18 protein-coding genes are annotated in these 23,856 nt (G+C 63.5%); 5 read left to right on the top strand and 13 right to left on the bottom strand.

What is annotated here, in order from left to right:
• The first annotated feature begins 43 nt into the window (after window positions 1–43).
• Window positions 44–508, top strand: coding sequence for a VOC family protein (locus tag SB753_RS06980; RefSeq protein ID WP_020065348.1), 465 nt, complete (start codon window positions 44–46; stop codon window positions 506–508).
• Window positions 509–781: 273 nt separating this feature from the next.
• Here SB753_RS06980 and SB753_RS06975 read toward each other — a convergent pair whose 3' ends face one another.
• The 6 genes from SB753_RS06975 to msbA form a co-directional block, all read right to left on the bottom strand.
• Window positions 782–1,705 carry a recombination-associated protein RdgC gene (locus SB753_RS06975; protein WP_410799709.1) on the bottom strand — a complete coding sequence of 308 codons (924 nt, stop codon included), beginning with the start codon at window positions 1,703–1,705 and terminating at the stop codon, window positions 782–784.
• Between the two features lie 140 nt (window positions 1,706–1,845).
• Window positions 1,846–3,081, bottom strand: coding sequence for a glycosyltransferase (locus SB753_RS06970; RefSeq protein ID WP_410799707.1), 1,236 nt, complete (start codon window positions 3,079–3,081; stop codon window positions 1,846–1,848).
• Window positions 3,081–4,436, bottom strand: a complete 1,356-nt coding sequence (locus tag SB753_RS06965; RefSeq protein ID WP_310354676.1) for an O-antigen ligase family protein — start codon at window positions 4,434–4,436, stop codon at window positions 3,081–3,083. The genes SB753_RS06970 and SB753_RS06965 overlap by 1 nt, the downstream gene beginning before the upstream one ends.
• The gene (locus SB753_RS06960) at window positions 4,436–5,563 is read right to left on the bottom strand and encodes a glycosyltransferase family 9 protein (protein WP_410799705.1); all 1,128 of its coding nucleotides are present in this window, start codon (window positions 5,561–5,563) and stop codon (window positions 4,436–4,438) included. Before SB753_RS06960 ends, SB753_RS06965 begins: the two co-directional genes overlap by 1 nt.
• Window positions 5,564–5,925: 362 nt before the next feature.
• Window positions 5,926–7,002: a glycosyltransferase family 4 protein gene (locus SB753_RS06955; protein ID WP_410800283.1), complete on the bottom strand. Its 1,077-nt coding sequence runs from the start codon at window positions 7,000–7,002 to the stop codon at window positions 5,926–5,928.
• A gap of 103 nt (window positions 7,003–7,105) precedes the next feature.
• Entirely contained in the window at window positions 7,106–8,899 is a 1,794-nt protein-coding gene (gene msbA / locus SB753_RS06950) for a lipid A export permease/ATP-binding protein MsbA (RefSeq protein WP_410799703.1), read from the bottom strand.
• Between the two features lie 249 nt (window positions 8,900–9,148).
• Here msbA and SB753_RS06945 point away from each other — a divergent pair, with 249 nt between their 5' ends.
• Complete coding sequence (locus SB753_RS06945; protein ID WP_410799701.1) at window positions 9,149–9,913, top strand: glycosyltransferase family 2 protein; 765 nt, start codon at window positions 9,149–9,151, stop codon at window positions 9,911–9,913.
• A gap of 52 nt (window positions 9,914–9,965) precedes the next feature.
• On the opposite strand, the gene dnaE is transcribed toward SB753_RS06945, so the two are convergent.
• Window positions 9,966–13,556 (bottom strand): DNA polymerase III subunit alpha, encoded by a 3,591-nt coding sequence (dnaE, locus tag SB753_RS06940; RefSeq protein WP_410799699.1) that lies wholly within the window; start codon window positions 13,554–13,556, stop codon window positions 9,966–9,968.
• A 362-nt stretch (window positions 13,557–13,918) separates the two neighbouring features.
• Between dnaE and SB753_RS06935 the strand changes: the two genes are divergently transcribed.
• Entirely contained in the window at window positions 13,919–14,782 is an 864-nt protein-coding gene (locus SB753_RS06935; RefSeq protein ID WP_410799698.1) for a sulfurtransferase, read from the top strand.
• Between the two features lie 20 nt (window positions 14,783–14,802).
• Entirely contained in the window at window positions 14,803–15,699 is an 897-nt protein-coding gene (gluQRS, locus tag SB753_RS06930) for a tRNA glutamyl-Q(34) synthetase GluQRS (RefSeq protein WP_410799696.1), read from the top strand.
• Window positions 15,700–15,833: 134 nt separating this feature from the next.
• Here gluQRS and SB753_RS06925 read toward each other — a convergent pair whose 3' ends face one another.
• The 6 genes from SB753_RS06925 to purT all read right to left on the bottom strand — a co-directional run bounded on the left by SB753_RS06925 (window position 15,834) and on the right by purT (window position 22,985).
• Window positions 15,834–17,294, bottom strand: coding sequence for a DEAD/DEAH box helicase (locus SB753_RS06925; RefSeq protein WP_410799694.1), 1,461 nt, complete (start codon window positions 17,292–17,294; stop codon window positions 15,834–15,836).
• Between the two features lie 349 nt (window positions 17,295–17,643).
• Entirely contained in the window at window positions 17,644–19,080 is a 1,437-nt protein-coding gene (locus SB753_RS06920) for an aldehyde dehydrogenase family protein (protein ID WP_131316623.1), read from the bottom strand.
• Window positions 19,081–19,140: 60 nt separating this feature from the next.
• Entirely contained in the window at window positions 19,141–20,793 is a 1,653-nt protein-coding gene (locus tag SB753_RS06915; RefSeq protein ID WP_020065334.1) for an acetolactate synthase large subunit, read from the bottom strand.
• 270 nt (window positions 20,794–21,063) lie between these two features.
• Window positions 21,064–21,420, bottom strand: coding sequence for an MliC family protein (locus SB753_RS06910; protein WP_020065333.1), 357 nt, complete (start codon window positions 21,418–21,420; stop codon window positions 21,064–21,066).
• A gap of 22 nt (window positions 21,421–21,442) precedes the next feature.
• The gene (locus SB753_RS06905; RefSeq protein WP_204521197.1) at window positions 21,443–21,670 is read right to left on the bottom strand and encodes a DUF6726 family protein; all 228 of its coding nucleotides are present in this window, start codon (window positions 21,668–21,670) and stop codon (window positions 21,443–21,445) included.
• Window positions 21,671–21,761: 91 nt separating this feature from the next.
• Complete coding sequence (purT, locus tag SB753_RS06900; RefSeq protein WP_392392429.1) at window positions 21,762–22,985, bottom strand: formate-dependent phosphoribosylglycinamide formyltransferase; 1,224 nt, start codon at window positions 22,983–22,985, stop codon at window positions 21,762–21,764.
• 240 nt (window positions 22,986–23,225) lie between these two features.
• Here purT and SB753_RS06895 point away from each other — a divergent pair, with 240 nt between their 5' ends.
• Window positions 23,226–23,765 carry an META domain-containing protein gene (locus SB753_RS06895; RefSeq protein ID WP_408170903.1) on the top strand — a complete coding sequence of 180 codons (540 nt, stop codon included), beginning with the start codon at window positions 23,226–23,228 and terminating at the stop codon, window positions 23,763–23,765.
• Window positions 23,766–23,856 lie beyond the last annotated feature (91 nt).

The raw sequence follows: 23,856 nt of genomic DNA, 5'->3' as shown, positions 1-23,856 counted from the left end.
GGACTTTCAATCCACGAACCTGTTACTTCAAGGAGTCGCCGTCATGAGCAGCCCTGCTGTCAAACCGATCCCGGAAGGGATGCACTCGCTCACGCCGTACCTGATCTGCGCAAACGCAGCCGAAGCCATCGCGTTCTACACGAAAGCCTTCAACGCCGTCGAACAGTTCCGGCTGCCGGGGCCGGGCGGCAAGGTGATGCACGCGTGCCTGAAAATCGGCGATTCGATGCTGATGCTCACCGACGAATGGCCCGAACACCAGGCGTTCGGACCGAACCACCTGCAAGGCACGCCGGTGACGATCCACCACTACGTCGAAGACGTGGACGCCAGTTTCCAGCAAGCCGTCGATGCGGGCGCGACCGTCAAGATGGCTGTCGCCGACATGTTCTGGGGCGACCGCTACGGCCAGCTAAAAGACCCGTTCGGACATAGCTGGTCGTTGGCTACTCATAAGCGCGATCTCAGCACCGAAGAGATCCAGCAGGCCATGGCGGCGATGAAGTAATTGTCGAGGCGGAATGCCTGGAGGGGAGTGGCGGGGTGAAGTTACCCACAGATTCTGTTCAGTAGTCTGTGCATAACCACCCCACAACTTCCTCAACTCATTGATACGGTAGTTGTTTTCGCCGTTACGCTGAACCGGGTCACGGCTCCTTGAGCGAGCCTGTGTATCGCCACTGCTGCCCTCCCCCGACTACGGGATCGAGCGGACTTTCCGTCTCCAGGGACCCAAGCCTGGTGTAAGCGCAAAACAGGTCTCCCCGAACGCACTGCCCCCTCAAGCCGCCGCGGCCTGCAGCACCGCGTCAACCTGCTCCCCGCCCAACGTGTCGAGCAGGTCACCCAGCATGCGATCGAGTTCCGCAGTCATCAGCGTGAGATCAGAGTCGAAGCGTTCGTCGTCGTTCTGCGCGGTCGGATCGCTGGCTTCCTTCAGCACGTCGAGCGGTGCAATGCGCTTGATCGTCAGCGAAGGCGTCAGTACGAACGACACCCGATCGTTCCACGTCATCGCAAGCCGCATGCATTGCTTGCCGGCCTCGATATGACGGCGCATATCTTCGGCGTCCAAAGTATGTCCGACGTAACGCACGGTTGCGTTGCCTTCCGCCGGTGAGCGCAACTCGGTGTCCTGATCGAGCGTGAAACCAGCGGGCCCCTCGCCCGACAGCAGCCAACCCGTCATGGCCGCAACCGGCGATTGTGTAACGCGCACGGTGCCAAGCGGCAACTGGTCGATCGACTTCACCAGCAACCCGCGCACTTCGTCGGCAACTGCTTGCGACCCTGCGTCGATGACCAGCCAGCCGTTGCGGCAATCGATCCACACGCGCGTATCGCGCCGGATGCTGAAAGCGCGCGGCAACAGTTCGTCGGTGACCTGCTCCTTGAGTTCGCGCATCTGTTTGCGGCCTGGTTTGAAACCCTGCTGCTCTTCCAGTTCAGCGGCGCGCGCCTTGGTGACTTGCGTGACGACCGAAGCCGGCAGCAGTTTCTTTTCGGTGCGAAACGTGAGCAGCATCTGCCCGTTGAGTGCATACACGAGCGAATCGTTGTCGCGAGGAGACGCCCAGCCATGGCTTTGCATCTCGACACTATTGCCGGGCGCGAAAGCATGCGGCGCGAGCCACTTCTGCATCTGTTCGGGAGTAACGGACCACGGCGCGGGAAGGCGGTGAAGCTGAAGGTTTTTGAACCACATGGGCAGAGTCGAGTACGGGCAAAGCGCACCATTCTATCTCTATCTGGCAGGTCGCCCGACATGCTGGCGATCTCGGCGAGCGACGCCGGAGGACCAGCGTTTAGAGATTAACGCAACCGCCACGCGATGGAAGTCCCGGCTCACCGAGACGTCGCCGCCTTCTCCTTCAACAGCCTCGAGGCCAGTGCGAGCATCCGCTGGTTCGCGCTTGCGGGCGCAAAACTGGCGACCTTTTGTGAAGCTGCCTGCACGAGGCTACGGCGCAGTTCGGTCTCGGTGAGAAGACGTTCCATGGCCAGCGCCATCGCGTCGACATCGCCCGGCGGTACTAGCAGGCCGGCTTTGCCGCCCTCCAGCAGATCGCGCGGGCCGGTCGGGCAATCCGTCGATAGAACCGGCGTGCCGAGCGCCATGGCCTCGCCAAGCACCATGCCGAAGCCCTCATAGCGGCTGCTCAGCACTAGCAGCTCTGCCTGCCTTATATAGGGCGATGGGTTCGCGCAAAAACCCAGGAAATGCACGGACGGGGCGATCCCCAGTTCGTGTGCGAGTTGCTCCAACTCGCCTCGGTCCCGGCCCTCGCCGATCAGCACCAGCGCCGCGCTGCAGCGGCCACGCTCGCGTAATTGGGCGTAGGCTCGCAGCAGCGTCTTGTGGTCCTTCTGACCTTCGTCCAGACGCGCCACCGACACAATGAACGAATCCGCCGGACGTTCGATCTGCCCGGACGCCGCGCGCCGCAACGCCTCGATGTCGATCACGTTCGGCAACTCGGTAACGTCCACATGACTTGTCGCGAAAAGCTCGCGCGCTTCGCGCAGCATGGCTGGCGTCAGCACGGCTACCGCGGAGTAACGTGCGAAATGCCGGACGCGGCGGGCAACGTAACGCTCGCTCTTGTTGCCAAGCCGCGCGGCAAGACTGAAGTGACTGACGCCAATCCACGGCACGCCGCAACTTCCTGCCAGATGACGCAGCGAAAAATCGAAGTCGCAAACCAGGTCATGCTGGCTCGCGAGGCGTCGCATCCGGCGCGCCGCCAGCGGCCGGATCGCGCCGTAGGTCAGCGCCTTGTGCAACAGCTTCTCGCCGAGGCCGAGTTTGCGTTGACGCGCTTTCTTATGCAGCGCGACCATCCATTCCGATGAAGCGAGCACATGGACGTCGACGTCGTCGGGAATGGAATGCGCGCGCCAGAACGCCAGGTCGTCGGTCGGATAAGCCACCGAGAGGCTCGGCGCGAACAGCCGGCGGTCCAATGTCTTGAGCCACGACAGCAACGCCGTCTCGGTGCCGCCCTTACCGAAGTCGTTGATGTGAAACAGAATGCGCAGCGGGGCGCGGTCGGTCTCTGCGGCCTTCAATGTCTCGCTCATCACCGCCCTTTTTCATCCAGCTTGACGGTCTGCGATTCGCGTAGCGGTTCGACCCGCCCGGCCGTGGACATGGTGCGCTCAACGCTTTGCGAAGATCCAGCCGAAGCTCTGCCGTGCTCCGCGTACCCCAGCAGGAGGCCCGCGAACGACCAGAACGCCAGCATGGTCGTCTGCCACATGAAATCGTCGGTCATGTTTTTAGCTATCATGCCGGCCACCAGTGCGACGCCTGCAGCGCATAACCACGGTTCGGCTCGCTGATACCGCCAGAATCGCGCAACCAGGCTTAGCAACAGCGCCGTCTGCAGCACCACGCCAATGAAGCCGGTCTGTAGCCACGTGTTGATGAACAGGTTGTGCGCATGCGTCAGCGCTTGCGGTTCGGCCGCCAGCAACGCAGGGGGCATTGCATTGCGATAGACGATGCCCGGCAGTGGCTTGCCGAATCCGATACCGGCCCAGGCGTGATGCTCGGCCTGGCCGACATAGAACGCCCACAACTTCGGGCGCGTATCGGCCGATACCGTATCGCCGATAGCCGACAGTGAGCCCGGCACATAGACCTGGTGACCGTCGATCACGACGTCGCGCGCCTGCGTGACCTCCGGCGCGGCACCGCTCGTGCGCAAGCGGGAACTGAGTTCGAGCGTGCCGACGCCGGCTGCACCCACCACGGCAATGGCCAGCACCGCGAGCATGAGGCGGCGCCGATACAGCGGATATAACGCGACGAGAAGCGTTACGGCGGCGGCCGGCCAGAAGAACCGGTTGAGCGTCGCGAGGCCGATAAAGAGGCACAGCACAATGCCGCTCGCGCCGACCACGCGCCAGCGCGGACGCAACAGGAAGCCGGCGAAGAGCGCCATCGAGAACACCGCGAGCGTGCTGGTATGACCGACGCGATTATAAAAATGCAACGGGAAGGTATTGGCCGTAGGCGGCTGCAGATGCCCCCAGTTGAGCGCGCTGATCGTGGCGAGCGCAAGGCACGCAAGCCAGTTGACGGCAACCACGGGCTCGGGTCGCCGCAGTTGGCTTCCGAACAGCCAGAAGCCCCAGAACGACACCAGCGGATAGAGCACCTCGTCGCACCACGCGTGCAGGCTGACCATCGGATACGGCGACCACGCCACCGAAGCAAGCCCCCACCCCGCCCACGCGGCGACCGGCAGCAGCAGCGGCCAGCGCACGAGCGGCGGACGGTCCGCCGAAAAGGCAGCCGCCGCGACACCGAGCGCAAGCAACGCGAGCGCGTTGAAGACGATCGCCGTCATGTGGCCGAACATCACCACGAACAGCAGGACCGGACAGGCAACCCAGAACAGGCGCTCCACTCGCGCAGCCGTGTGAGTCATTACGCTTTCACCAGGATATTTTGCAAAACATTGAATACCGACTCGACCGTGAGTTGGCCCATGCACTCGGCGTGGTCGCCGCGCCACGCGACGCAGGTCGTCTCATTGCGATCGCAGCGCCGCACCCATGCTACCTCGCGGCGGAAGATAAAAGGCTGATCGCGGCACGGCATGTCGGCGACGGTGATCGGCACGAACGGCACCTCGCGCCAGTAGCGTCCCGCGCCATGAATCTGCGCGTTGCCGGGACCGAAGAGCGCAAGCGTAGGCACCCCGATCAGGCGCCCAAGATGGGCGACTCCGGTATCGGGACAAACCACGGCCTCAGCACCGGCAAACAGATGCCACAACTCGCCGAGACCGAGCTGAGCCGCCAGATTCGGATGACGCGCTTGCGGGTCGATCGCACGGATGAGATCCGCTTCGCCCGGACCGCCGGTCCACACCGGCAGACAACCCAGTGCTTCGACTCGCCGCGCCAGCTCGAGCCAGCGTGCATTCGGCCAGCGCTTGACGCTCCCACTCGCACCCGGATGAAGCACCACATAACGTTTTGTGAACTGCGCCGGCTCGGGCAACGCAAGATGCGGCGGCGCGGGCCAATCGGCGGGACGGTAAGCGCGCGGAGGCGGCCCTTCTATCAGTTGCGCGGCGAGGTCGGCCCACGCCTCGGGCGCATCGGGATATGGCACGCTCCGGTCGAGCGGCCAGTTCTTCCACGCGGGCTTGTCGCCGGAGTGTCCGACGATCCACCGGCAGCCGGCCGCGAGCGCGAGCCAGCTATAGCGGTTATCGCCGAGCACGAGGCCAAGGTCGTAAGGTCCGGAAAGCAAAACGTTTCGCACGGACGCCGGATCGCGCGGATCGAACGGCAACACGCTAACGCCGAAAGGCCGCCCCGCATATAGCGGCACGATGGCTTTCGGGCAGGCCAGAAAAATGTCCGCTTGCGGATATTGCGCACGCAACTTGGCGAGCAGCGGCGTGAGCAGCAACGTATCGCCAAGCAAAAGATGATGCGCGATCAGGATACGGCGGATGCTCTGCGGCTCGCGGCGCAAAGGCTTGGCGAGCAGTCGCGGAATAGCCGACCTGAAGGTAAGAAGACGCCCGGCAAGCCGACTCATAGGCTCATCGGCGCGTTTATTTCCGCCGCGATCTTGCTGTACGCCGATACCCGGCGCGAGGTCGCGTTCGCCATGCACAATCTCCAGCGTATTCTTTTCGACAGATCCAGTGCAGCGGCTGCGGCCCCGTCGTGACGGCTAGGCGCGCCCCGGCGACGGCGCTGCTGGCCCGCCGCCTGTCCTCGCGGGCATCGAAGCCCGGTGAAGTAAAGGGGGTGTTCGGCTCGAATGAGATCAAGCCGAATTCAAGCGTTAATTTCAAGCGTCGATATCGCAAAATTATAACATGTGGCCCTCGCGCAAAACGATGCCAGACCGTGCCCGGCGGCCCTCGCGCGCCGTCCCGCAGAGAGTGGCGAGACCTACGAGACAGGTGCGATCTGCTTCGCTAGGCTCAGCAACGCGTCGACGTGAGCGGCCACGCTCGGGTCATAGCGGACCGCGGCGGCGTCGGTGAGTTCGGGCGGCGCGAGGCGCGCGTGGTCGCGATGTGCCGCGACCGCTCGCGCCAGCGTTGCCCGCAGGTCGGCCACGTCGCCCGGCTCGAAGACAAACTTTGCATGTGAGGCGATAGCGTCGCAGCAACCGATGTTCGACGGGAAAATCACCGGCGTGCCGCACATCACCGATTCGATGCCGACGAGGCCGAAGGGCTCGTACGTCGATGCAAGGATAGTGAAATCGGCGGCCTGATAACACTCCGCGAGTTCCTTGACGTAACCGATGTAGCGCAGCCGTTCCGAAGTGCGCGCGGGCGGGCGCCCCGCCACCGCCACCACGATCGGCAGTGACGTATCCCGCAACGCCGCTTCGATGAGCGGCAACCCCTTGCGCTCGTGACTGCTGGACGGAAACAGCAGAACGATCTCGTCATCCGCAAAACCGTATTTACGCCGCAGGGCGGCGCGAGTGGCCGCATCGGTCGGCTTGAAACGTGTTCCGTCGACGGGCGGATACAACACGCGGATTTTTGCTTCGTCGACCTCGTACAGTCGCCGCAACTCGTCGTGCATGAGTTGCGAATGGGCGACGACGACTTTGGAGCGCGCGTATTGACGCCGCTCAAGTTCGATCTGCCAATGGTCCGAGCGCTTCTGCGCGCGCCCCGTCGCCTGAAGAAAACCAAGATGCGTACCGCCGCAGATGGCGATATCCGACGAGTCAACGCGGTTGCAGCCAATCAGCAAGTCGACGTGCGCCGCTCTGCGCGCCGAGCGCAAACGCCATGAAAACCACCGGTCGCGCAGTTTGCCCGGCAGGAACGACACATTGATGCGGTGCCGTTCGACCATGCCGCTTTCGGGCAGAGACGTATCGAAACGGCGCGCAAAAAATGCAAGCTCGACGCCGCGTGCCGCGAAGCCTCGCACGAGATCCATCGCATAGCGCTCTAGGCCGCCGCTGTGCTGCAATGCGTTGCTGGAAAGTCCAAGTTTCATCATTCAGACAGCGCGCGCGAGCGCCTCGTCAAACGTTATCGGAGAAGGGGCGCGGTCCGGCAATCGTGGCAGACAAGACCGCCGGAGGCTGACGTCGTGCGCGTTACGCCGCGCTCTGCTGAAACTGGATGCGATGCAGATGTGCATACAGTCCGTTTTGCGCGAGCAACTCGCGGTGGCTGCCGCTTTCGGCGATTCGCCCCGCCTCCATCACGAGAATCCGGTTAGCGCGCTCGATGGTCGACAGACGGTGCGCAATGACGAGCGTCGTGCGGCCTTTCATGAGCGTTTCGAGCGCGGCCTGCACGTGGCGCTCGGACTCGGAATCCAGCGCCGAGGTTGCTTCGTCGAGAATCAGGATGGGCGCGTCCTTGTAGATGGCACGCGCGATTGCGAGACGTTGCCGCTGGCCGCCGGAGAGCATCATGCCGTTGTCGCCCACGAGCGTGTCTATGTCGTTGGGCATAGCCTCGACCGTGTCCCACAAATTGGCCGCCCGGAGCGCCGCGTTGACCTTGTCCCGATCTGCGGTCTGGCCGTAGGCGACGTTGTTGGCCACGGTGTCGTTGAAGAGCACGACGTCCTGGCTAACCATTGCGATCTGGCTGCGCAGCGCGTGAAGGTCGTAGTCGCCAATCGGAACTCCGTCGACCAGAATCTCGCCGCCGGTCGGATCGAAAAAGCGCGGCAGCAGATTCACCAAGGTAGTCTTGCCGCTGCCCGACGGGCCCGCGAGCGCCACCATCTCGCCTGGCGCAACCTTGAACGACACATGGTCGAGCGTGTGACGGTTATGCGTGGCGTTGGTGCTGTACATAAACGAGACGTTGCGGAACTCAACTTCGCCGCGCGCGCGTTCGAGCGGCTTGCCGCCGCCCGCAGGCTCCGCAGGCTCGTCGATCAGACCGAAGATCAGTTCGGCCGCCGTCATGCCGCGCTGCAGCGGCTGGTTCACATCCATGAGGTGTTTGAGCGGCGAGATGATCAGCAGCATGGACGTGACGAATGCGACAAAGCCGCCGACCGTGGTCTGATCCGACGACGACTGCACCACCGCGATCGTAATCACGACGGCGAGCGCGATAGACGCGAGGAACTGCGTCAGCGGTTGAGCAAGGCCGCCCGACACGGTCATGCGCATTGCATAGCCACGCAGGCGCTTGCTCATGGACGTAAAGCGGTCCATTTCGTACTTTTCGCCGTTATGAACTTTAACGACCTTGTAGCCGCCCACGGTCTCCTCGACGATATAAGACAGCTCGTTCGTGAGCAGCTGATGCTCGCGGTTCAGACGCCGCAGCCGGCGGTTGATCTTGCCGACCAGCCAGCCGATGCCCGGCAGCAGTACCGCCACGATCAGCGTCAGACGCCAGTTCAGATAGAACAGATAGCCGAGCAGGAAGATCACAGTGAGCGAGTCGCGCACCAGCGTCACCATCACACCCAACAGCACGTTGAGAATCTGGTTGACCTCGAAGACGATCGCGTTGATCACCGTGCTCGCGGTTTCGCGCTGAAAAAACGCGACGCTCGTGTGAATCATGCGGTCGAACATTCTCAGGCGCAGTTCGAGCAGAATCTTGTTAGATACGTATGCGAGCAGGTAGCCCGACGCATATTGCGATACACCGCGGATCAGCGCGAGGCCGATCACAGCGGCCGGCACGAACCATTTCGCGTTGTCGCTCGCATGCGCGCCAAAGCCTTTGTCGAGCAGCGGCTTGAGCAACGCGGGGATAGCCGCGTCGGTGCCGGCGCTCACCGCCATTGCGACGATCGCCCCGACGATCACCCACAAGAGCGGCTTGATGAACGGCCACAGGCGGCGGAAAACGACGGCAGGGGACGACGCCTCACCTTCACCGATGGGTTTGCTTAACGTTGGCTTCGCGCTCAAGGAATCCTCTGGGAATGCGGTACGAGATTCGCGCCGGCAACGGGCCGCCCGCCGCGCGAAGATCGAAAAGAAGCATTGTAAACGGTTGGAGTTGACGGTCGGCTGACGTTTTGGCGCGACGATCCCGGTTAGCGAAGGATCGGACAGGCTGTGTATACTTCCGCGACCCGTTGCGCTCCATCGCGCGCTTTTGCGCGATCCGTCCGGTCATTCCGCGTCCAGTCCATTTCGCGATCAGGCAATTCAGGTATGCAAGCAACCACCCTCGGCGTCGCCATCATCACTAGAAACGCGGCGGCGCGGCTGGCCGAATGTCTGCAGTCCGTGGCCTTTGCCGACCAGATCGTCGTGATCGACGGCGGCAGCACCGACGGCACAGCTGAAATCGCGCGGGCACACGGCGCGCAGGTGATCGAACAAACGGACTGGCCAGGGTTCGGCCCGCAAAAGAACCGCGCGGTGGACGCGCTCACCACCACATGGATTTTCTCGCTCGACGCCGACGAAATCGTTTCGCCGGAACTTGCGGCCGCTATCCGTGCAGCGCTCGCAGCACCCACCGCCGACGTTTATGCAGTGGACCGACTGTCGAGTTTTTGCGGGCACTGGATTCACCACAGCGGCTGGTATCCGGACTGGATTCCGCGTCTCTTCAAACGCGGCACCGCGCGTTTTTCCGACGATCTGGTTCACGAACGACTGGTGTTCGATACACCGGCGCAACGCCTCGCCGGCAAGCTGATGCACTACTCGTACGAAAACTTCGAGGGCGTATTACGCAAGCTCGACGCCTATTCGACCGCCGGCGCGCTGCAGCGTCACGCCGCGGGTCAACGCGGCAGCTTCGGCAAGGCGCTTGGCCGCGGCGCCTGGGCGTTCCTGCGAACCTACCTGTTGCGGCGCGGTTTCCTGGACGGCCGCGCCGGCTTCATGATCGCCGTGTTCAACGCCGAGACGGTGTACTACCGCTTCCTCAAACTCGCGAGGCTCGGCGAAGAGCGGCGCTCGCAGTAGCGCCTGCAGGGCGTACGCGGCGGCGCCTGCATCGGCGCCAGCGGCGCTCGCATCAATACACGATCTCGATCGCGCTGCCGGCGAACTGGCCGCGCAGGTCGGCAAGCAGTTCGTCGGTGGGCTTCACGCGCCAGGCGTCGCCAAGACGCATTTCGCCCTCCGCGTTCTCGCTGCGGTACACCACCTGAACGGCGAGGCCGTTCGGGATCTGGACCGGCTGACGTTGCCGCCCATTGTCGCCGCCATAGCCGCCACCAAATCCGCCGCCCCCGTTTCGCCCACCGCCGTTGCCGCCGCGCGATGAAGCCGCCGGCGCCGGCACTGCCTGCGACTCATCTTTACCCGCGCTATGTGCTTCGAGCACGCGCCGCAACGCCAATGCGTCAGCGTTGCCGTTCATCTGCACTTTCACGGCCTCGGCATAGCGGCAACGCGCGCGGCCCAGATCCATGACCGTGTCGACCGTGAAGCGGATACCGCCCGTGAACGCGTCGTTGCGTGCCTGGCCCTGCACGACCAGCAACTCGTCTTCCTTGAACAGTTGCTTGTTCGCTTCGAAGGTCTCGTTGAAGACCGTCACTTCGCATTGACCGGTGCCGTCGTCGAGTAGCGCAATCAGCATCTTGCCGCGCTGGGTCATCTGCGTTCGCAGCGAGGCGATGATGCCGGCAACCAGCTTGTCGCGCCCTTCTTTCAGCTCGCCGATTTTCTGACGCACGAAGCGACGCACTTCGGTCTTGTACGCATCGAACAGATGGCCCGACAGGTAGAAGCCGAGCGCGGCCTTCTCTTCCTGCAACTTCTTCTTTTCGGGCCACTCCGGTTCGTCCACCAGTTCGTGGCCTTGCGACGGCGCGTCGCCCATGTCGAAGAGTCCCGCTTGCAGCGCATTCGCGCTCGCCTGCTCGGCGGCTTCCATGGCGAGCGAAACCGACGCGATCAGCTGCGCGCGATTCGGATGCAAGGTGTCGAACGCGCCTGCGCGGATCAGCGCTTCAACCGTGCGGCGATTCACGACGCGGCGATCGATCCGGTTGCAGAAATCGAAGATGTCGATAAACGGACCGTCTTCGCGCGCGCGCAGGATTTCCTCGATCGCATTCTGGCCGCTGCCCTTGATCGCGCCGAGACCATAGCGGATGGTCTTTGAGCGCTTGCCGTCGGCTTCCGCGACCGGCTCGAAACGATACGCCGACAGATTGATGTCCGGCGGCAGCACCACCATCTTGTTGGCGAGACAGTCTTCGAACAGGATCTTGACCTTGTCCGTGTCGTCCATGGCGAGCGACATATTCGCCGCCATGAATTCCGCCGGATGGTGCGCCTTCAGCCACGCGGTGTAATACGCGAGGAGCGCATACGCAGCCGCGTGCGACTTGTTGAAGCCATAACCCGCGAACTTCTCCATCAAGTCGAAGATTTCGTCGGCCTTCTCGCCGGTTAGCCCGTTCTTCGCGGCGCCCTGGCGGAACAGCTCGCGATGCTGGGCCATTTCCTCGGCCTTCTTCTTACCCATCGCGCGACGCAGCAAGTCGGCGCCGCCCAGCGAGTAGCCGCCGATGATCTGCGCCATCTGCATCACCTGCTCCTGGTAGACCATGATGCCGTAGGTCTCTTTCAGAACAGGTTCGACGCGCGGGTCAGGATACTCAACCACTTCGCGGCCGTGCTTACGTGCGCAGAAGCTTGGGATCAGGTCCATCGGGCCAGGACGGTACAACGCGACGAGCGCGATGATGTCCTCGAAGCGGTCCGGCTGCGCGTCTTTCAGCATGCCCTGCATGCCGCGGCTTTCCAGCTGGAACACGGCGACCGTATTCGCTTTCTTCAGGATCGAGAACGACGCCGGGTCGTCGAGCGGCACTTGCCCGAGCGACCAGTCTTTCTTCGACGGATCGAGACGGCGGATATAACGCTCGGCCCAATCGAGAATGGTCAGCGTGGTGAGACCCAGAAAGTCGAACTTCACGAGGCCGACCGCTTCGACGTCGTCCTTGTCGTACTGGCTCACGACGCCGCTTTCGTCGCCCTGCGTGTAGAGCGGGCAGAAATCGGTCAGCTTGCCCGGCGCGATCAGCACGCCGCCCGCGTGCATGCCGACGTTGCGCGTGAGGCCTTCCACGCGTTGCGCGAGTTCGAGCAGCTGATGCACTTCGTCTTCGTTGTCGAAGCGCTCCTGCAGGAGCGGCTCTTCCTTCATCGCGTCGGCGATCGTGACGTGCTTGCCCGGCTTGAACGGAATAAGCTTGGCGATGCCGTCTGTGAACATGTAGCCGAGATCGAGCACGCGGCCGATGTCGCGCACCGCCGCCTTCGCCGCCATCGTGCCGAACGTCGCGATCTGCGACACGGCGTCTGCGCCGTATTTCTCCTTCACGTACTGGATCACGCGGTCGCGGCCGTGCTGGCAGAAGTCGATGTCGAAGTCGGGCATCGACACGCGTTCCGGGTTCAGGAAACGCTCGAACAGCAGGTTATAGCGCAGCGGATCGAGGTCGGTCACGCCGAGCGCATAGGCGACGAGCGAGCCCGCGCCCGAACCGCGGCCGGGGCCCACGGGCACGCCATTGTTCTTCGCCCAGTTGATGAAGTCCGCGACGATCAGGAAGTAGCCCGGAAAGCCCATCTTGATGATCGTGCCGCACTCGAACTCGAGCCGCTGATAATACGTGTCGCGCTGCGCGGCGCGCTCCGCTTCGTCCGGGTACAACTGCTCGAGACGCTTTTCGAGCCCTTCTTTCGACAGATGCACGAGGTAGTCGTCGAGCGACATGCCGTCGGGCGTCGGAAAGAGCGGCAGCTTCGGCTTGCCCAGTTCGAGCGTGAGATTGCAGCGCTTGGCGATTTCCACCGTATTGGCAAGCGCCGACGGAATATCCGCAAAGAGCGCGGCCATTTCCTCTTGCGTGCGGAAATACTGCTCGGGCGTGAAGCGCTTCTGGCGCCGCGGATTGGCGAGAATGTCGCCTTCCGAAATGCACACGCGCGCTTCGTGCGCGGTGAAGTCGTCGGGTGTCATGAACTGCATGGGATGCGTGGCGACTACCGGCAGCTTCAACGAAGCTGCGAGCGCGACCGCCTGCTGGACATACTGCTCGCCGCCCGGCTGACCGCAACGCTGCAACTCGATGTAGAAGCCGCCCGGGAAGACCTTTGCCCAATGCAGCGCGTTGCGCTTTGCCGCTTCCTGATTGCCCGCGGCAAGCGCGAGTCCGACGTCGCCCTGCTGCGCCCCCGACAATGCGAGCAAGCCCTCGCCCAAACCGGATTCCAGCCAGCCAGCCTCGACTTCCGCACGACCGCGATACTGGTTCGTGAGGGAAGCCTTGCTCAGCAACTCGCACAAGTTCAGGTAGCCGCGACGGTCTTTAACCAGCAGCAGCAGGCGCGAAGGCTTGTCGCGGTCGTCCGGATTGGTGATCCAGACGTCGCAGCCGGCAATGGGTTTGACCCCTTTGCCGCGCGCTTCCTTATAGAAACGGACGAGGCCGAACGCGTTGCCGAGATCGGTGAGGGCGAGCGCGCCCTGACCGTCCTGGGCAGCCGCCTTGACGACGTCGTCAAGACGCACGATGCCGTCGGCAATCGAGAATTCGGAGTGGACGCGGAGATGAACGAAGCGGGGATCTGACATGGGCGACATTGTAACTCCACCCTCCCGGAGATTTCAGCGCAAAAACCTGTGTTAGCCATCCGGCGTAGGAAGCTGACTTCACAGCGCCGCGCCTTGGCGTTTTCGGGACTTTTGCAAGGTCTCCCCCAGCCTTGTACGGACCTGATGCGCGCAAGTTCGCAGGCCATTTGCGCTAACGCAACTGACTGGCCGTTCGGCCGAGTCGGGGAAAGCGCCGGCTTGAGGGATAATATGGGTTTTGCCGCGTTCGACGTGGCCGCGGCTTCGGGCACCGGGCTTCACGCTGCGGGCTTTCCCCGCACGCGACCATCCGGCAGCAGCCCACCGCGCCCGTCACGCACAACGCCGCCACTTATTACCGCTGGACATTCATGAGTATCGTTAACCTCGCCGCGTACCATTTCGCGACCATCGAAGACACCGCCGCATGGCGCCCGCACGTCACGGAGCGCTGCAACGCGCTCGGCCTGCGCGGCACCATTCTGCTGGCGCCGGAAGGCATCAATCTGTTCGTCGCGGGCACGCGCGAGGACACCGACGCGTTTATCCAATACATCCGTCACGATCCGCTATTCGAGGGCAAGTTCGCGAGCCTGCAATTCAAGGAAAGCCTGTCGGAGAAGCAGCCGTTCACGCGCATGCTGGTGAAGCTCAAGCGCGAAATCATCACAATGAAAAAGCCGGCCATCCGGCCGGAGCTGGGCCGCGCGCCGTTCGTCGACGCGCCTACGCTGAAAGCCTGGCTCGACCGCGGCTACGACGACGAGGGCCGCCCGGTCGTCATGCTCGACACGCGCAACGCGTTCGAAGTAGACGTCGGCACGTTCGACAACGCCCTCGATTACCGCATCACGAAATTCAGCGAGTTTCCGGAAGTCATCGAGCAGAACCGTGCCGACCTGGAAGGCAAGACCGTCGTCTCGTTCTGCACGGGCGGGATTCGCTGCGAGAAGGCCGCGATTCACATGAAGGAAGTGGGTATCGAGCACGTGTATCAGCTCGAAGGCGGCATCCTCAAGTATTTCGAGGAAGTGGGCGGCGCGCATTATCACGGCGACTGCTTCGTGTTCGACTACCGCACTGCGCTCAATCCGCAACTCGAGCCCACCGCGACCGCGCAATGCTTCGGCTGCCGCGCGGTGGTCACGCCTGAAGCGCAGAAGTCGCCGATGTACGTGCCTGGCAAGACGTGTCCGGCATGTCATCCGGACGGCAAGGCGGCTCGCGCTGCCTGAACGGCGGTGCTTGCCGACTCATGAACTATCGCGGACGCTTCGCGCCCTCTCCCACCGGCCCGCTGCATTTCGGCTCGCTGGTGAGTGCGCTCGCAAGCTGGCTCGACGCCCGGGCTCATCACGGCGCGTGGCTGGTTCGCATTGAAGATATCGACGGACCGCGCACCGTGCCGGGCGCCGCGCAAGACATTCTCGCCACGCTCGAACGCTTCGGCATGTACGCCGACGAGCCGCCCGTCTGGCAAAGCACGCGCATCGCGCGTTATCAGCAGGCCTTCGAACAGTTGAAGGCGGCGGGCCTCGTCTATCCGTGCGGCTGCACGCGCAAGGAAATCGCCGACTCGCTGCTGCACGCACACACGCGTAACACCACGCTTGCCTATCCGGGCACGTGTCGCAACGGACTGCACGGCAAGCCGGCGCGCGCGTGGCGCCTGCGCGTGCCGGACGACGACGCGGCCGTGATCGCCTTCGAAGATCGCTGGCAGGGCAGGCAGACGCAGAATCTCGCCACCGACGTCGGCGATTTCGTGCTGAGACGGGCGGACGACCAGTGGGCGTATCAACTGGCGGTGGTAGTCGACGACGCCGACGCGGGCATCACGCACATTGTGCGGGGCGCAGATCTGATGGATTCAACGGCAAGGCAGATTTACTTGCAGCGATGCCTCGGCGTGCCAACGCCACGGTACTTGCACGTGCCTGTGGTCACAAACCAGTATGGTGAAAAGCTCAGCAAACAGAATGGAGCGAGCGCGCTCGACTGCGATCAGCCGCTCGAAGCGCTGAACGCGGCCGCGCGGCATCTGGGATTGAATCTGGATAGTGACGCAAGCGTCAAAGCCTGCACGACGTTGGACGATTTCTACACCGCGGCGACCGCGGCGTGGTCAAAGCGCATGTGCTCGGCCATATGACCTGGCGCTGCGCTGCATGCAAGCCATGAAGCCCAAGGCCGCCATTCGCATGAGCGCTGAAAAGCTACTTCCGCCGGTCTAAATCAAGCGCCCGGCGCAACAGCGCCAACCCTGAAACTGTCGGCCGCCCTCTTTTACGACGATTTGCGCGGCATGCCAAAGCCGCCCAGCAATGCCGCAAGCGGCTGCTTCGAAGACGACTTCTGCGGCGCCGACCCGGCAGCCTCGGCCTCTTCGCCCTTGCGAACCGAAGCAGGCGACGGTTCATAAGGCTTCAGGAAGAAGTCGTCCACAGGCTGCGCGCGATGATGATGCGGCCGGTCGAACGAACCCGACGGCGCGCCCGAGCGGCGGCGACCGCCCCGCTCGTCACGGCCCTCGCTGCGCTCACGCCGCGGTGCGCGCTCTTCGTGATGATGACGCACGGGCGCCTCGACGGTCAGACGCAGAACTTCCAACGGACGCTTGATCAGTTTCTCGATATCCGCCAGCTGCTTGCGCTCGTTCGGGCTGCACAGCGACAAAGCGTCGCCGGAAGCGCCCGCGCGGCCCGTACGGCCAATGCGGTGCACATAATCTTCGGCGTTGAACGGCAAATCGAAGTTGATGACAGCCGGCAGTTCGGCGATGTCCAGACCGCGGGCGGCGACGTCGGTGGCGACCAGCGCCTCGATCTCGCCTCGCTTGAATGCATCGAGCGCCTGCATCCGCTCGTTTTGCGAGCGATCGCCGTGAATCGCGGTCGCGACCACGCCGTCACGCTCCAGACTGCGCGCAAGTCGGCTCGCGCCGATCTTGCTGTTGCAGAACACGATTACCTGCTTCAGGCCGCGCTCGCGGATCAACTGAACCACCGCGCCAGTTTTGTCGCCTTCGGCCACTTCGTAGACGACCTGCGTGACATTGGTGGCAGTCGAGTTGCTGCGCGCCACTTCGATAGTCTGCGGATTGCGCAGGTACGTGGCGGCCAGCTTCTTGATTTCGCCCGAGAACGTGGCCGAGAACAGCAGCGTCTGACGCTCTTTCGGCAGCAGATTCAGAATGCGCTGCAAGTCCGGCAGGAAGCCCATGTCGAGCATCCGGTCGGCTTCGTCGAGCACGAGGATTTGTACCTGCCCGAGGTTGGCGGTTTTCTGTTGCACGTGGTCGAGCAGGCGGCCCGGCGTGGCGATCAGAATTTCAACGCCACGGCGCAACTGCTCCGACTGCGGGTTCATGTCCACGCCGCCGAAAACGACGGCGCTGCGCAGCGCCGTGTGCTTCGCATACGACTGAACGTTCGCCGCAACCTGATCGGCCAGCTCGCGGGTCGGCGTGAGAATCAGCGCGCGCACCGGATGGCGGGCGGGCGAAGCGCTCGTGCTGGCCTGCGGCAACAGGCGCTGGATGATCGGCAGCGAGAAGCTCGCGGTCTTGCCGGTGCCGGTTTGCGCGGCGCCCATGACGTCGCGGCCTGCCAGCACGACAGGAATCGCCTGCTCCTGAATCGGCGTGGGCGTGGTGTAGCCCGATTCTTTGACCGCTTTCAGGATGTCGGGTGCGAGACCGAATTGATCGAAGGTCGCAGTGCTGGGGGTGACGGCTGTGTCGGACATGGTGGCTTTCGCTAAAAATGCGCTTGGCGCGTGCGCGCGGCAGCGGTCGGAACCGCAGAAGGCATCAGGATGAAGGCGGAGCCACGGCGTTCCGCACAGGACCCGTCGTTGCGGGAAAGGATGCGGCCGGCTCCGGCCGGCGGAAACACCCGCCGGAAAGGCCGGTATTGTAGCACTTCAGCAAAAACACTCATGGCGCAGGCGCCGGCTTTCTGCTTATGCGGCAAAAGCCCGGCGGCGCGTGCCGGCGCGCGCCGCTGTGCGCCTCGCTCGGCGAGCGTAGTGCGTTCAAACGACAGTCGCATGACAGAGGGAAAAGCGGTTTTGCGCCCGCACCGACTCCCGCACCTCACCAGGTCTCGCGCATCACCATCAGACGCAGTTCGGTCATGTCTTCGATCGCATAGCGCACGCCCTCGCGCCCGAGCCCCGAGTCCTTCACGCCGCCGTACGGCATGTTATCGACGCGAAACGACGGCACGTCGTTGATCACCACGCCGCCCACTTCGAGTTCGTCCCACGCGCGATGCGCGTGCGCCAGAGAATCGGTAAACACGCCCGCCTGGAGGCCGAAGTCGCTGTCGTTGACGGTCGCGAGCGCGGCACCGAAATCGTCGAAACGTTCCAGAATGGCGACCGGCCCGAACGCTTCCTTGCGATACAGGTCGGTGTCGCGCTTGACGCCTTCGAGCAGCGTGGCCTCGAACATTGCGCCGTCCACCTTGCCGCCCGCGACGATCGTCGCGCCCGCCTGCACCGCGCTTTCCATCCAGCCGGCGAGCCGCTTGGACTCCGATTCGGAAATCATCGGCCCGACGAAGGTCTTTTCGTCCTTCGGGTCGCCCATCACGAGCGACCTGGTTTTGGCGATCAACTTCTCGCGCAGCGCATCGTAGATGCTTGCGTGCACGAGAATCCGCTGCACGCCGATACAGCTTTGCCCCGACTGATAGAACGCGCCGAACGCGAGCCGGTCGACGACATAGTCGAGCTTGCCGCCCTGATCGCCGTCGACAATCGCTGCCGCGTTGCCGCCGAGTTCCAGAATCACCTTCTTCTTGCCCGCCTTTTTCTTCAGTTCCCAACCCACCGCCGGCGAGCCCGTGAACGACAGCAGCTTGAAGCGTTCGTCGGTCGTGAAGAGATCTGCGCCGTCGCGGTGCGCGGGAAGAATCGAAAAGGCGCCCTTCGGCAAGTCGGTTTCGGCGAGAATCTCGCCCATGATCAGCGCGCCGACCGGCGTGCGGCTCGCCGGCTTCAGCACGAACGGCACGCCCGCGGCAATTGCGGGCGCGACCTTATGCGCGGTCAGGTTCAGCGGAAAATTGAACGGCGAGATAAACGAACATGGACCGATGGGCACACGCTTCACATAGCCGTGGTAACCGTTGGCGCGCGGCGAGATTTGCAGATTGACGATCTCGCCGTCGATCCGCACGGCTTCCTCGGCGGCTACCTTGAACGTGTCGATCAGGCGCGTGACTTCGCCCTTCGAGTCGTTGATCGGCTTGCCTGCCTCGATGCACAGCGCGAGCGCCAGTTCGTCGTAACGCTCGCGAAAGCGCTTCACGCAATGCTCGAGCACCGCCTGGCGCTTGAACGGAGCAAACGCACGCATTGCGGGCATCGCTTCGACGGCGAAGCCGATTGCCTTGTCAATCGCGGCCGCGTCGGCCATTGCGACACGCGTTGCGACTTCGCCGCTGAATTTGTCGGTGACTTCAAGATCCGTGTTCGCCGCCACGGCTTCGTTCGCGAGGTAGTACGGGTAAGTCTTGTTCAGCATGACGCATTCTCCTTCCGGTAGGTCACAGCGACAGCGCGGCGCCGAAGCAGCCCGCACCGCTCACAGTTGTGCGGAAAGCCGCTTGATCTCGCGGTTCAGCACGCGCTCGTTATCCGAATAGTCGATGGGCACGTCGATCACATGCACGCCCGGCGTGGCAAAACATTCGCGCAGCAGCGGTGCGAATTCCGCCGCCGCTTCGACCCGGTGCCCCTTCGCTCCATAGCTCTGCGCGTACGCGACGAAGTCCGGATTCGCGAGCGTCATGCCGTAATCGGGGAAGTTCATGTTCTCCTGCTTCCAGCGGATCATGCCGAACGCGTCGTCGCGCAAAATCAGGATCACGAGATCGAGCTTCAGCCGCACCGCCGTTTCCAGCTCCTGCGAATTCATCATGAAGCCGCCGTCGCCGCACACGGCCATGACTTTTCGGTCCGGGTGCACGATCTTGGTGGCGATTGCGGACGGCAAGCCGGCGCCCATCGAGGCAAGCGCGTTGTCGAGCAGCAGCGAATTGGGTTCGTGCGCACGGTAGTAGCGCGCGAACCAGATCTTGTACATGCCGTTGTCCAGACACACGATGCCGTCAACGGGCGTGGTCTCGTACACGTCGTTGACGAGCCGCACCGGGTACATCGGAAAGCGGTCGTCGTGCTGGCCTTTCACCAGATGCGCCTCGAAGTGCTCCTTGATCTCCTTGAAGCGCGTGAAATCCCAGTGTTCCTGGCGCTCCTTCAGGCTCTCCTTTAGCTGCCACACCGCATTGGCGATGTCGCCGACCACTTCGATCTGCGGGAAATACACGGTATCGACTTCCGCGCCGAGGAAGTTGACGTGAATCACCGTTTTCTCGCCGGCCTCGCCGCTGCGCATGAAGAACGGCGGCTTCTCGATCACGTCGTGCCCGACATTGATGATGCAGTCGGCGTGATCGATCGCGCGGTGCACGAAGTCGCCGTCGGACAACGTGGCGTTGCCGAGCCACATAGGATGCGATTCGTCGATTACGCCCTTGCCCATCTGCGTGGTGAAGAACGGAATGCCGGTCTGGTCGACGAATTCGCGCAGCATCTTCGTCGTGGTCTTGCGGTTGCCTCCTGCGCCAATCATCAGCAACGGATGCTTCGCTTTCATGATGGCTTCAACGGCTCGCGCGACCGCTTTTTCCTCGGCGACCGGACGCCGGCTGTAGCTCTTCGGAATCGGCTTGCCGTCGCCCTCTTCGTGCGCGACGTCTTCGGGCAACTCGAGGTGCGTGGCGCCCGGGCGCTCTTCCTCGGCCTGCCTCACGGCCTCGCGCACCGCGGCCGGAATATTGGCGATGGACACGATCTGGCGCGTGTACTTGGTGAGCGGCTCCATCATCCGCACGACATCGACAATCTGAAAATGGCCCTGCTTGCTCGACTTGATCGGCTTCTGGCCCGTGACCATCAGCATTGGCATACCGCCCAGCTGCGCGTAGGCCGCCGCCGTCACGAAGTTGGTCGCGCCCGGGCCGAGCGTTGCAAGACACACGCCGGTGCGGCCCGTCAGACGTCCGTAGGTCGCGGCCATGAAGCCCGCTGCCTGTTCATGACGCGTAAGGATCAAGCGGATTTTCGAGCGGCGCAGCGATTCGAGCAGATCGAGATTTTCTTCGCCGGGGATGCCGAACACATACTCGACACCTTCGGCTTCCAGCGATTTGACGAACAGGTCGGATGCTTTCATGGAGGGTCTCGCTTGATGGTACGGACGCGGGCGCAAGGCCTGGCCGTGGGTGAGCGGAAACGGACGATCGGAGACTCAGGACGACCGCAGAGACAGCAACGGCGACAACAGTCACGACGACACGCGCAATGCCACGCCGGACAGCTTACTACTCGGGAAGAAATGATGCGCGCACGGAGACACTGCAGCGCGAGGGAACAAAAGGCCGACGGCTTCGGCCGGCCGCTCGATGATATCGAGCCGGCATTCCGGCACGGCTTCGGCCGGCCTTCAGCGATTGAGGGTGATGCAGTCGGACAGAACTGGCGGCGCGTCTTCGCCGGCCATGGCGTCGTAGAGATCGGCGCGCGGACCCTTGGTCCACCATGTAAAGCTGCCGGCCTGATATTTCACGCCGGACGCGGCGATCGTGTTGACGAACAGCAGTTGCTTGCCCTTCACGGGCACGAGCGCGAAGCTCTGGCCGTTGGCCGTATTCCAGTAGGTGACGTGCAGGATCCTGCCGGTCGCGCAGGTGTATTTACGCGTTTGACGATTTTTCGCCTGAACGTCGTCGAGATGCAAGGGCGCGGCGAACGCATAGCCACACATTGCCGCGAGGCTCACTGCAACCAGCCTTTTCTTCATTGAATGCCCCGCTCGTTGCTGATCAAGGGTCGATGACGTCGGCGCAGGCGTCGGTCGGCGCGGCGGCCACGTGCCCGACCACCGGCACGATCTTCAGACCGGCGGACGCAATGCGGCACGGTGCAGCGGCGAGCCCGCAGCCCGTCAACGCCGCGCAAAGCGCGAACAACACGCCAAGAGCGCCGAGACGAACGGCGTTGCCGTGCCGGGTTGAGGTGCGCGCCACTGTGCTGCCGGATTCCTGCGACATTCGTACCTCGACTTCGGTGAGACCATTCATTCGTGGGCTCGGACAATCAGGCTGCGATCGCGCCGGGCTGGCCGGCACGCTCGCGAGCGCGTCATTGCGCAGGCTTTCCCGACACCGGACGCACCGCCGCCGCGGCCTCTTTCGCGCGCGAGCGTGCTTCGTCGATGTTGCCGCCGGTTGCCAGCGCCACGCCCATGCGGCGCTTGACGAAGCTCTCCGGCTTGCCGAAAAGGCGCAGGTCCGCATTCGGCACGGCGAGCGCCGCAGCAACGCCTTCGAAGGCGATGCCCGCTTCATCGAGCCCGCCGTAAATCACCGCCGACGCACCAGGCGCGCGCAACGACGTATCGACCGGCAAACCCAGAATTGCGCGCGCGTGCAATTCGAATTCCGAAAAGCGTTGCGAGCACAGCGTAACGAGACCCGTGTCGTGCGGACGCGGGCTCACTTCCGAGAACCATACGTCATCGCCGCGGACGAAAAGTTCCACGCCGAAGAGGCCGCGGCCGCCGAGCGCGGCCGTCACCTTGTGCGCGACTTCACGCGAACGTTCGAGTGCGAGCGGGCTCATGGGCTGCGGCTGCCACGATTCGACATAGTCGCCCGCCACCTGCACATGACCGATCGGATCGCAGAAGTACGTGGCGACTTCACCAGTCGACGGATCGACGGCGCGCACGGTCAACTGCGTGATCTCGTAGTCGAAGTCGATAAAGCCTTCGACGATCACGCGGCCATGATTCACTCGCCCGCCGGCCATTGCATACTGCCAGGCGGGCTCGACGTCGGCGTCGCTTTTCAGCACCGATTGCCCCTTGCCCGACGACGACATGACCGGCTTCACCACGCACGGATAACCGACCTTGGCGATGCCCGCCCGCAGTTCATCGAGCGAATCGGCGAACGCATACGGCGAGGTGGGCAAGCCGAGTTCTTCGGCGGCAAGACGGCGGATGCCTTCGCGGTTCATTGTGAGCTGCGTGGCGCGCGCGGTCGGAATCACCTCGGCAAGACCGTCGCTTTCGATAGCGGCAAGGGCGTCGGTGGCGATCGCCTCGATCTCGGGGACGATCAGATGCGGGCGTTCCTGCTCGACGAGCGCGCGCAGCGCGGCGCCGTCGGTCATGTCGATCACGTGCGTGCGGTGCGCGACCTGATGGCCCGGCGCGTTCGGATAACGGTCGACGGCAATGACCTCGACGCCCAGCCGCTGCAGCGAGATGATCACCTCCTTGCCGAGTTCGCCGGCGCCGAGCAGCATGACGCGCGTGGCGGATTCAGAAAGCGGCGTGCCGATCCGTTGGCCGATCTGCATGGGGTCTCCAGATAAAAGTCGGATGAGGGTGGGATTGGGTAGAGCACGATGTTAACATGCGGGCCCCTCGCCGCGCCTTGCTCGCGGCGACCGCTCCGATCTGCGCGGTGCGCTCGAAGAGCTGCCGCGCGCTGACCTCAATTGCGGCGCAATAAAGGGCGCTGCCGCAATCTGCGTGAGCGCTCGACGCACCGAGTGCGTTACCCTTACGCCTTTGCCAGTTTCAAGAGGAACGACGCCATGCATCCAAGCTTCTCCACGCGACGTCTTGCGGGCATTGCTCCATTTGCGCGCACGGTCCTCGCCGCGTTGAGCGTCGCGGCGCTGCTCGGCGCCTGCGCGATTCCGAAGCATCCGGATTCAGAAGCCCCCGCGCCCGACCCGTTCAACCCCGCCGCCACTCAATTACTCGACGACACGAGCTGGGTTCTCACCGGATGGAAGCAGCCGGACGGCACGGCCCGCACCATTCCGTTCGCGAATCTCGGCGCACCGATCACACTCACGCTTTCGACCGCGAAGGGCCAGCGCCACGCGAGCGGCTTTTCCGGCTGCAATCGCTATATGGGCTCGTACTCGCTAAAAGACGGCAAGCTCAGTTTCGGCACGCTGGGCGGTACACGCATGGCTTGCGCGACGCCGGGCGGACAAATCGAGAGCACCTACCTGAGCGCGCTGACGCACATCGAACGGACCGGCGTGCAGATGCGTGAGCCGCAGCAAATGCAGTTGGTACTCGATAACGGCGATACGCTGGTGTTCGAGCGTAGCGTCAAGTAGCAGTAGCGCGGGCGGCGTGCGCATTATTCGGCGCGCCGCCCGGTTTGCATGAGGACGCAGGCATACTTGTGTCCGCCTTCGGAGCCCTCGG

Origin of the sequence: Paraburkholderia sp. SIMBA_053, assembly GCF_046534895.1 — a bacterium.
In the GTDB taxonomy this organism is placed as follows: Bacteria; Pseudomonadota; Gammaproteobacteria; order Burkholderiales; family Burkholderiaceae; genus Paraburkholderia; species Paraburkholderia caledonica.
This window is presented reverse-complemented; position numbering and strand designations above follow the sequence as displayed.